The 9715-nt window shown below is 60.9% G+C and carries 11 protein-coding genes; 6 read left to right on the forward strand and 5 right to left on the reverse strand.

Annotation, left to right across the window (positions count from 1 at the left end; translation table 11 throughout):
- Positions 1 to 7: 7 nt before the first annotated feature.
- On the reverse strand, positions 8 to 748 hold the full coding sequence (locus J4G14_08865; protein ID MCE2457911.1) for a gamma-glutamyl-gamma-aminobutyrate hydrolase family protein: 741 nt from the start codon (positions 746 to 748) through the stop codon (positions 8 to 10).
- A gap of 170 nt (positions 749 to 918) precedes the next feature.
- Positions 919 to 1701 carry an enoyl-CoA hydratase/isomerase family protein gene (locus J4G14_08870; protein ID MCE2457912.1) on the reverse strand — a complete coding sequence of 261 codons (783 nt, stop codon included), beginning with the start codon at positions 1699 to 1701 and terminating at the stop codon, positions 919 to 921.
- A gap of 328 nt (positions 1702 to 2029) precedes the next feature.
- Here J4G14_08870 and J4G14_08875 point away from each other — a divergent pair, with 328 nt between their 5' ends.
- Positions 2030 to 2584: a GIY-YIG nuclease family protein gene (locus J4G14_08875; protein ID MCE2457913.1), complete on the forward strand. Its 555-nt coding sequence runs from the start codon at positions 2030 to 2032 to the stop codon at positions 2582 to 2584.
- Between the two features lie 88 nt (positions 2585 to 2672).
- Positions 2673 to 3722 (forward strand): hypothetical protein, encoded by a 1050-nt coding sequence (locus J4G14_08880; GenBank protein MCE2457914.1) that lies wholly within the window; start codon positions 2673 to 2675, stop codon positions 3720 to 3722.
- On the opposite strand, the gene J4G14_08885 is transcribed toward J4G14_08880, so the two are convergent.
- Both J4G14_08885 and J4G14_08890 read right to left on the reverse strand, forming a co-directional pair.
- Entirely contained in the window at positions 3719 to 4978 is a 1260-nt protein-coding gene (locus J4G14_08885) for an MFS transporter (GenBank protein MCE2457915.1), read from the reverse strand. The two genes, J4G14_08880 and J4G14_08885, sit on opposite strands and share 4 nt — an antisense overlap.
- A gap of 9 nt (positions 4979 to 4987) precedes the next feature.
- Complete coding sequence (locus tag J4G14_08890; protein ID MCE2457916.1) at positions 4988 to 6103, reverse strand: hypothetical protein; 1116 nt, start codon at positions 6101 to 6103, stop codon at positions 4988 to 4990.
- 161 nt (positions 6104 to 6264) lie between these two features.
- Between J4G14_08890 and J4G14_08895 the strand changes: the two genes are divergently transcribed.
- The 4 genes from J4G14_08895 (at position 6265) to J4G14_08910 (ending at position 8898) form a co-directional block, all read left to right on the forward strand.
- Positions 6265 to 6996: a Uma2 family endonuclease gene (locus J4G14_08895; GenBank protein ID MCE2457917.1), complete on the forward strand. Its 732-nt coding sequence runs from the start codon at positions 6265 to 6267 to the stop codon at positions 6994 to 6996.
- Between the two features lie 439 nt (positions 6997 to 7435).
- A complete protein-coding gene (locus J4G14_08900; GenBank protein ID MCE2457918.1) occupies positions 7436 to 7636 on the forward strand; it encodes a hypothetical protein in 201 nt (66 codons plus the stop codon).
- A gap of 73 nt (positions 7637 to 7709) precedes the next feature.
- A complete protein-coding gene (locus J4G14_08905; GenBank protein MCE2457919.1) occupies positions 7710 to 8444 on the forward strand; it encodes a PspA/IM30 family protein in 735 nt (244 codons plus the stop codon).
- Positions 8445 to 8619: 175 nt separating this feature from the next.
- The gene (locus J4G14_08910) at positions 8620 to 8898 is read left to right on the forward strand and encodes a hypothetical protein (protein ID MCE2457920.1); all 279 of its coding nucleotides are present in this window, start codon (positions 8620 to 8622) and stop codon (positions 8896 to 8898) included.
- On the opposite strand, the gene J4G14_08915 is transcribed toward J4G14_08910, so the two are convergent.
- Positions 8895 to 9584, reverse strand: coding sequence for a histidine phosphatase family protein (locus tag J4G14_08915; GenBank protein ID MCE2457921.1), 690 nt, complete (start codon positions 9582 to 9584; stop codon positions 8895 to 8897). The genes J4G14_08910 and J4G14_08915 overlap by 4 nt on opposite strands.
- Positions 9585 to 9715: the final 131 nt, after the last annotated feature.

A 9715-nucleotide genomic window follows, 5' to 3' on the forward strand; every position in this document is an offset into this window, starting at 1 on the left:
GGCGCAGCTAGAGCGCGGCGGCGAGACGCTCCTCGGCACGCTCGACGAGCGACTGAAACAGCCGGTCGAAGTGTGGAGGGACTTCCATTCGCCTCTCAGGGTGGAACTGCACGGCTATCACCCACCTGTGACGGGGGCTCTCAAGCGCCTCTATCAGGCCGTCTTCGAGTGAGTACGCCGACGCGAGCAGATGCGGCGACTTCTGGGCCTCTCTGACACCCTGGTGGTGGAGGCTGTTGACCCGCACGAACCCGCCTGAGCCGACGACCGCAGCCAGCTTGCTGCCTGGGGAGATGTAGATGTGGTGGTACGACGCCTCCCACTCGTTGTCTTCAAGTTCAGTGCCCGAGTGGTCTTCCAGGTGCTGTACCAGCCTGCCGCCCATCGCAACGTTAAGAAGCTGCATCCCGCGACAGATGCCGTATATGGGAAGGTCGTCGTCGAGGGCGGCGCGGGTGATGGACAACTCCATCTCGTCACGCGCGCTGTCGAAGGGCATGTAGTCGATGTCTGAAGAGGGCTGCTCGCCGTACTGGCGCGGCTCGATGTCTTCGCCGCCGGTCAGGACGAGAGCGCCCGCGCGACGGACGACCTCGGACGGTGTCACGCCAGCATCAGGTGTCAGCACCCACGGTTCGCCGCCGGAGCGCTCGACAGCGTCGACGTACTTCTGGAGGTGGGAATCTACTCTGCCTGCAGTTACAGCCACCAGCGGCTTTTCGGAGAATGCCCCGTTAGCCTGGACCATCAATCACCCTCACCCTCAGGGGGCTTACAGGAGTATGTAAATCGATAGTTCGTTCGTACATGGACTCTGGGTTCCGGCCTCCGCCGGAACGACGGTATGCGTAATACATACCCCTCTCAGCCCTCAGGGAGAGGGGGAGATCGCACTCACAGAGAGTCGCGCCAGTTTCACTAGCCATTGAAGTTAGGCGGACGCTTTTCCCGGAAGGCCAGCAGGGCCTCTTTGTGGGCGTCGGTGCCCATGGCGGTCCTGAAGATCACGCCCTCGTCGGCCATCACCTTGTCCACGTCGTGCTCGAGGTAGTCCTGGTGGACGAGCTTCTTGACCTGCGAGAGCTGCCAGATCGGGTTGTCGGCTATCTCGGTGGCGAACTCCATCGCCTTATCAAGCAACTCGTCGTCGGGATAGACGTAGTTGACGAGTCCGGCGTTCAGCGCCTCGTCGGCTGGAATCAGGTTGCCCCTGAGCATGTACTCCAGGGTGCGTCCCAGACCGATCAGGTATGGAGCGTAGTGTGTGGAGGCGAACTCGGGGGTCAGCCCAACTCGTACGAACCTGAAGGACAGCCGGGCGCTCTCGGACGCTATACGCATGTCGCAGGGCAGCGTACGGGTCAGTCCCTCGCCGATTGCGACGCCGTTTATGGCGGCGATGATCGGCTTGGCTGCCTTGACCATCTCGTGCCAGGTGTCTTCCGCCTCGGGGACGACATCGTCGGTGCTCTCGCCGTCGCGCCGCGCCTCGAAGCGTCCGATGTCGGCGCCTGCGCAGAAGCCTCTGCCGGCGCCGGTCCACACGATGGCTCCGACAGAGTCGTCAGCGTTCCACTCGGCTATCTGCTGACGGATCTCGTGGTTCATCTGCGGGTTCATGGCGTTGAGCCTGTCGGGCCGGTTCATGGTGATGAGGCCGACGCGGCCCTTCACCTCGGTCAGGATCGTTTCGTGGGACATCTCGGGACTCCTCGGGCAGAGTGTGCTGGAAGCTGGTCGCAGAACCGACCGGAGTCTAATTCTACCTGAATTGGGTGGTGGCTTGGGTAACAAGGGAGATCGCAAAGCTGGCCTCTCATCAACGGCAGCACAGACGCAATCCGAATTACAACTCGACCTGGGACGGGAAGTACCACCAGCTGAGGCTTGTTATGAGGGCTGAGAGTGGTTCTGTTAATTGTCGTAGAGAAGAGTAGTATCCTAATAGGCAGTCATACTCTCAGTTCGTCTCCGGTCGGCTGTCTGAGTGAAAACCCACGATTTATCTTGAAAATGTCGGAGTGCCAGCATGGCTATGAGCCGCCGAAATACTAAGGTCAGGGCCTGCAAGTTCTGGAATTGCCAGAAGCGTGTCAGGATCGGCCATACCTACTGCTATGACCACTACCAGGCATTTCAGAACGGTGAGCTTGACGAGTGCCCGGTCTGCGGACGGGCGAAGAGTTCAATCTACAGTACATGCCTCGATTGCAGGCCAAATGAGACCGAAAAGACCTCCAGATCGAGTAATACTGCTCATCGAAGGGAGCAGTCCGATTCACGGGAGGCCAGGGATGGTGAAGCGGACGAGTTCTATGTCTATGTACTAAAGCTAGACCATGGCGGATTCTATGCAGGCCAAACGCGTGAGATTCGCGAAAGGCTGGTGGAGCATCACAACGGCACTACAAGGTCGACCGCGGGCAGGAATCCCAAGCTCGTCTGGTTCAAGACGGTCTCGACTCGTGAGCATGCAGCAAGACTTGAGGTAGAGCTCAAGAAGCTTTGCGACCGGAACCCTCGGGAGATTCGGAGGTGGGTCCGCAGATTCCAGGATCTTGTTGAAGAACTGGATTTTAGTTGAGTACGAGTGGCGGAGATAGACATTGGCTCGTCGTTGTACCATGCACTCGAAAACCCATCAGCCGCTTGTGACCCAGGAGCTTTGACCTATGCGCGTTACTGATGTTAAGGCTGTCTATCCGAACTACAGGCACGTGGCGCCGTCGTGGAGGACGCACCTGTGGCAGATCGTTGTTCAGGTGGAGTCGGATACTGGTGAGGTCGGGTTTGGCTACGGTGGTGGGGGCAAGGCGGCGGTGGAGGTCGTCAACGGCCACATGCGCGACCTGTTGGTTGGGCGTCAGCTCGATGACAGGGACGACATCTTCAGCGCATGGGACGCGCTGTACTACGAGTCGATCCCGTATGGTCGCAAGGGCGTCGGGGTGATGGCGCTGAGTGGCATCGACCTCGCACTGTGGGACCTGCTGGCGAAGTCGGAGGGTGTGCCCGTCCACGCGGTCATCGGCCCGCGGACGAAGGGAAAGATCAGCGCGTACGCGACAGGTGGAGATCCTGAGTGGTACAGCGAGATGGGCTTCACCGCACACAAGTTCCCGCACAGGTGGACCGGGGATCCTGCCGAGTTCGATGCCGCGGAGCAGTCGGCCTCCCGCGCACGTGAGATCATGGGGCCGGACGCTCGGCTGATGATCGACACGTACATGAGCTGGGACTCGGATACGACCGTCAGGATGGGTGAGCTTCTCGCGCCCTATGATATTTTCTGGTTCGAAGACGTGCTGACGCCGGACGACCTCGACGGTCAGGCGGCGCTGAGGCCGCTGGTCAAGCCGACGCTGATCGCGGGTGGCGAGCACGAGTTCACTCACATCGGGTTCGACGCCGTTGCGAAGGCGGGCGCGATGGACCTGTGGCAGCCCGACATCACATGGTGCGGAGGCATCACGGTGGGCCTGAGAATACTCGACATCGCCAGGGAGCACGAGATACCCGTCGCGCCCCATCGCGGTGGAGAGGTGTGGGGGATTCACCTCATAGCCTCGTCGGACTGCATGGACCTCGCCGAGGTGCTGCCGGGTATGCGTGACGCTCCGAAGGACGATCTGTGGATTGGCGAGCCGTTCCCTGAAGGTGGCTTCATGGAGCCGTCGGACGCGCCGGGGTTCGGGGTCACGCTGAACGAGGAGCTTCTCTAGCGGCGGTCGGATAGAGGGTCTTTCGAGATGCCGATTGTCGCTGCGGCTATCATGTAGACGACGATGGCGGCGATGAACGCTGGGTTGTAGTCACCGGAGAAGTCGAACCACGCTCCGGCAAGCACTGGCCCGACGCCAGTTCCCACGACGGCGATGGGGTTGCCGATTCCGCGGATCGCGCCGATGTGCGCGCGACCGAAGTAGCGGGCCCAGATGAACTCGCTGAGCGGAATCGTGCCGCCGAATCCGAAGCCGTACAGGAAGAAGGCTGGGAACAGGATCGCCGGCTGTCCCGTAGCGCCAGCGACGACCATCAGCGCGACGCCAGTCGATGAAATCGCGTATGCCGATACCACCAGCAGCCTCGGGTCGAACCGCTGGAGACCGTAGCCCCAGAAGGCCTTGGACGACAGGTTGCCCAGTCCGTTGACCGCAAGTGCGGACGCAGCGATGGCGCGGGAGAAACCGGCCTCGGTTGCGAACGGTATGGCGTGAATCAGTATCGCGGTCAGGGCAGCGAAATTCAGCCCGAATCCGGCCGTCAGCAGCCAGAAGCCGCTCGTCCTGAGCGCCTGGGAGCGGGTCAGCGAGGGCGGCTCCATCTTGGGTGGCGACGTGGAGGCTGGAAGTGGGTCGTCGCCTCCATCGCCGTCGGGACTCATGCCGTAGTCCTCTGGTGTTCGACGCATCACGAACGCAGCCGGCACGATGGCGAGCGTTACGAAAACGCCGAGAGCCGCGTAGCCCACTCGCCAGTCCCACGTGTCGACGATGAACGTGACGGTTACAGGCGAGACCATCCCGGCTAGCGAGACGCCTATGGAGCCGATGGCGAGCGCCCAGCCACGCCTTGCGATGAACCACTTGGAAACGGCGGCGTTGACCACCAGTGCGCCAAAGAGCGTCCAGCCAGCGAAGCCTGTGATCGCGTACAGCGCGAGGAATATCCAGAGATCCGACTGGATGCTCACTCCCAGGAAACAGAGCGTTGTGACTACCGCTCCCAGCAGCATGAGCGGACGCGGACCGTGGCGGTCCACCATCTCGCCCGCGATGATGCCTGACACCGCGCCGGTGGCGGCCGCGATCGACGTCGCGAGTGTGAACTGCCATACCTGCCAGCCCAGGTCGTCGACCATGGGCCTGAGAAACACGCCGACTACTGCCGGTCCAACCGCCATCCACGTGAACTGCCCCACGAGCGCAGCAGCAACGATCCACCAGCCGTAGAAGGGTCTTCTGAGGAGGGAGAGCAATACGGGACGCTAGTCGAGCGTCGCCACTCGGTGGGAGTTGATCCAGTCCCAGTCGAGGTCGAAGCCGAGGCCGGGGTTCGTCGGTGCTTCCAGGACACATTCGTCGTTGAGCTTGATGTCCTCGACCAGGCCGAACTGGTGGGCCTCGGTGGGCATCCAGTACTCGTAGTAGGCGCAGTTCTGCACCGAGCTGATCATGTGCAGGTTGGCTATGTTGAGCAGCGAGTTGCCTGCGGTGCCGATCTCGCAGTTGACGCCGAAGCCCTCGGCCATCGAGCACAGCTTCTTCAGCCCGGTGATGCCGAGCTTGCGCGCCGAGCCGCGCACCAGCCGGACTGCGTTGTGGCGTATGTAGTGGTAGCCGGTCTGGAACTGGTTCTCGGGTTTGTCGCTCATGCAGAGCGGCGTGATCAGCCTCTTGCTGAGCTCGGCGATGTTGTCGTACTCGTGCGGCGGGATCGGGTCCTCGTACCAGTAGAAGCCGAGATCGTCCACTGCGCTGCCGACATCGAGCGCCTTGCGGAAGTCGTAGCCGTTGTTGGGGTCGAGCATCAGCTCCATATCGTCGCCCACGACGTCCCTGACGTTCGCCATCATCTCGAAGACTGTGGCCGTGTCCATTACGCCGGGGTGGATCTTGTAGGCGCGGTGACCTGCGGCGCGTATCTGCATCGCCTCGCCGACGTAGCCTTCGGGCGCCTCGTGGCGCGGCGGGTAGGTGGCGTACACGTCGGTCTCATACCGGCGCGTGCCAAGCAGGTTGTGGACGGGCACGCCCGCGGTCTTGCCGGCGATGTCCCACAGCGCGACGTCGACGGGCGCCCACGCGTTCATGGAGAGTCCGCGCCTGCCGCTGAGAATCGGAAGCCTGCTCCACAGCCGCTCGCGCTCGAACGGGCTGCGGCCCATGATCTCCGGCTTGAGCACGTTGAGGATCGGGCCGAACTGGCCGTGTCCGCCGCCCCTGAAGTCGCCGACGAAGCAGTTGCCCTCGACGCCCTCGTCGGTCTGAATCCGCAGCACACCCTGTTCGACGTCGCCGTGGAACCTGCCGAGGTCGGAGTCCAGCCCTGTATCGGGCAGCGTGCGGCGTACGACTTCGATTTTGACGTCGGTTACTTTCACTTTAGGGTTCCTCCATCCCAGCCAAGCTGACTATGTCGTACTATAGCCACGAGGAGGGAATTATTCCATACTGGGAAACTCACTCCCACAGACCACGCATACGTATTCCGCAATACGGCTGGTGTGATAGACTATATCTGCCATCAGGTGGAGGTTTCACGATGACCACACCCAGACTTAAGAAGGATGCGACTCACCTCGCCGAAGTCCACTATCCCATTGACGATGACGAACCATTGGCAGAGTCTGAGTACCAACTCTTCCCGCTGACCTATGCCCACGGGGCCCTGACCAGCTGGTTCGAGGACGACCCTACAGTCTGGGTTGGCGCGGATATGTTCCTCTACTACGAGGAGGGAGTTCCCTCAAGTGTAGTTGCTCCCGATGTCTTCGTGGTCACGCAGACTCACAAGAGGCACAAGCGCAACACTTTCCAGACGTGGGTTGAGGGACGAGTACCTGACCTTGTGCTTGAGATCATGTCGTCGACGTCTGTGCGCCGGGATACGGTCACGAAACATGATCTGTACCAGAGCCTTGGTGTACGTGAGTACTGGCTGTACGACCCTACCGAAGAGGGATTCATGGAACCCCGCCTACGTGGGTACACGCTAATCGATGGTGAGTACCAGCCGATCGAGGTGCGGGAGGTTGACGGAAGACTCGTCGGGGTGAGCGAGGTGTTGGGCCTTGAGTTTCACGCCGATGCCGAGTGGTTCCGGTTTTTCGATCCTCAGTCGGGTGAGCACATTCCCGATACTTACGAGGACCGGCGTGCGCGGAAAGAGGCCGAGAAGGCTCTGATATCCGAACGGCGTGCTCGTGAGGATATGGAGCGTCTGCTGAGGGAGCACGGGATAGAGCCTCCTGCCAGGACGGACGGTGGCGCCTAGCCTTCAGGCTTCGAGTTGCAACTGCGCACCTCGATCCTTCGAGGCAGCCACTTATCGGATGCAGGATCGCCGTGAGCCTGTGTCAGGTTGGAAAGTAGGCTTTTCGCCCTCACTCAAGCTCTCTCCCACTGGGAGCTGACAGGGGTGTGTATTCGTACCCCGGCCTTCTCCAAGACATACTCTTCACCCTCACCCCAACCCTCTCCCTGAGGGAGAGGGGGCTTGTTGTCTGGAATTCACGGTTGTTTCATATCCCTGTCAGCCCACTGGGAGAGGGGATTCTTATACTCCCCCTGGGTGGCGCATACCAAATTGATGTAGGTTCTTCGTCTTCTTTCTGCTTTTCGTACTGTGGATGCTGGGTTATGATATTCTCAGAATATCCGAGTGCGGCGAGGCGTCGGTTGAATGCCCGTCGCGGTGAATAGAAGGGGCTAACATGGGCAAACTGGGGGGCTCCGGCCTGCTGATAGCGGGAATTGTCCTCGCCTTCCTGGGCTTCGTGCTCAGGACCGGCCTTATCAAGTGGCTTATAGACGCCACTGGGCTCATCCTGATCATTCTGGGAATCGTCCTGATTGTTATCGGGGTCATCCAGATGTTTTCAGGAAAGGGACGCGGGTCGTACGATAGTTACTGATGCTCGCCCCCGTATCGGAACACGGGGAATGCTCTTTCTCATAAAGAAGACCAACTAGATTCAGGAGGGACCGATGGGTGTTATGTCACGGATGTCGACCGTGGTGAAATCGAAGATGAACCGGCTGCTGGACAGGGCCGAAGACCCGCGGGAGACTCTGGATTACGCCTACGACCAGCAGCGGCAGATGCTCCAGAACGTCAAGCGGGGCATCGTGGAGATGGTCACGAACAAGCGGCGTCTCCAGCTCCAGGCTGAGAAGGTGCGCGCCAGCATCACCAACGTCGAGAACCAGGCCCGGCAGGCGATGGCCGCCGGTCGTGAGGATCTCGCGCGTCTCGCGCTCCAGCGAAAGCAGGCTGCGATGATCGAGCTCGAGGGCCTCGACCAGCAGATCACCCAGCTCGAGTCTGAGCAGGAGAAGCTGGTCAACGCTGAGCAGCGACTCGTGGCCAAGGTGGAGTCGTTCAGGTCTCGCAAGGAGATCATCAAGGCGCAGTACAACGCCGCGCAGGCGCAGGTGCGCATCGGCTCTGCGCTGTCGGGCATCTCTGAGGAGATGGGCGACGTGCAGCTCGCCGTGGAGCGCGCCGAGCACAAGACCGAGGACATGAGGGCCAAGGCCAGCGCGATCGATGAGCTTGCGGACTCCGGCGTGCTGGACGATCAGCTATCAGCCGGCAGCGGCGATGCCCTTAGCCGCGAGCTTGCCCAGTTGACCGCTGATCAGAACGTCGAAGACGAGCTCGCCTCTCTCAGAACGAGCCTGCCGTCCGGCCCGGAGCGCAGGTCGCTGCCCAGCGGCTAGTGTGAATTGACCAATCGTCATTCCTGCGGAAGCGGGAATCCAGGGCCTCTACATCTGCACATCGTACAAGTGAAGCCTTGCCAAATACCCTCGCCCCAGCCCTCTCCCCCGTATCAAGTACAGGGCAGGCTCTGAGGGAGAGGGGTAGTTGTTCTACATTGGAGACTTTTAACCGATGATTATTCGGATACGGACAGAGGGTCAGTACAATCTTTCGGGCCAGTATCTGGACGACCTGAACGACCTCGACAACAAGCTCGTGGACATCATCGCCCAGGAGGACCGCGAAGGATTCGAGGTGGCCCTCAAGGAGATGCTCGACCTGGTCAGGAACAACGGCGAAGCTGTTCCGATCGACGAGCTGGTGGAGTCTGACGTGGTGCTGCCCGAGCCTGACCTCACACTCGAAGAGGCGGAGGAGCTGTTCATCGGCGAGGGTCTGGTACCTGACTAGGGTCGTGCCTCGAAGCTGGGCTCGTGGTTGGCCAGGTGGGATGCATCGTTGAGCCTCACGACGGACCAGCCATAGCGATCGAAGACGAACCGCGATATCGATGTGTTGTCTATCGCCAGCTGCCACAGCAGGCTGTCCCTGAAGCCCATGATGTACTGGAACAGGCAGCGCGATGACTGGCCGTGTCCTACCACAGCGACCTTGAGGTCCTGGGGCTTGGACGTCAAATCCTCGTTGTAGATGATCTCACGCTCGAGCCACGCGGAGATGCGCCGCTGCACCATTCGCAGCGACTCTCCCTGTGGAGGCACGAAGTCGGGGCCCTTCGCCGCTCTGTAGAGCATCACATCGGTGGTGAACGCTTCGTCGAGCGGGACGCCACGCCAGCCGGGCATCTGCTGCTCCATGATGTCGTCCACCTTCGGGTAGTCGCGGTCGGGTTCGCCCATGGCGTCCAGCATGAACCTCGCCGTTTTGATCGCTCGGTCGAGGCTGGAGCTGTATACGAGGTCGAACTTGATCCCCTCGGCGAGCAGTCGTTTACCGAGCAGAGTAGCCTGTTGAGCTCCGAGTTCGGTCAGTGGCGCGTCGTGGTTTGCCCCGGCGGCGAAGCCGGGAGCGGCGTTCGACTCAGACTCGCCGTGCCTGATGAAGTAGAACTCGCATCTGAAGTCGCTGTGAATCAATGGGTAGTGCCTCCGTGCTGGTAGTGGGTGCTGTCAACCGCACGGAATCTAACACAGGTTGGGGCAGGAGTGTCTATTCGCCACTCAGGCGGCGAAGCTCGGCCTCTAGCTCAGCTACACGCGCTTCGGCC

The organism is Dehalococcoidia bacterium (assembly GCA_021295915.1).
Classification (GTDB): domain Bacteria; phylum Chloroflexota; class Dehalococcoidia; order Lucifugimonadales; family UBA1123; genus VXRN01.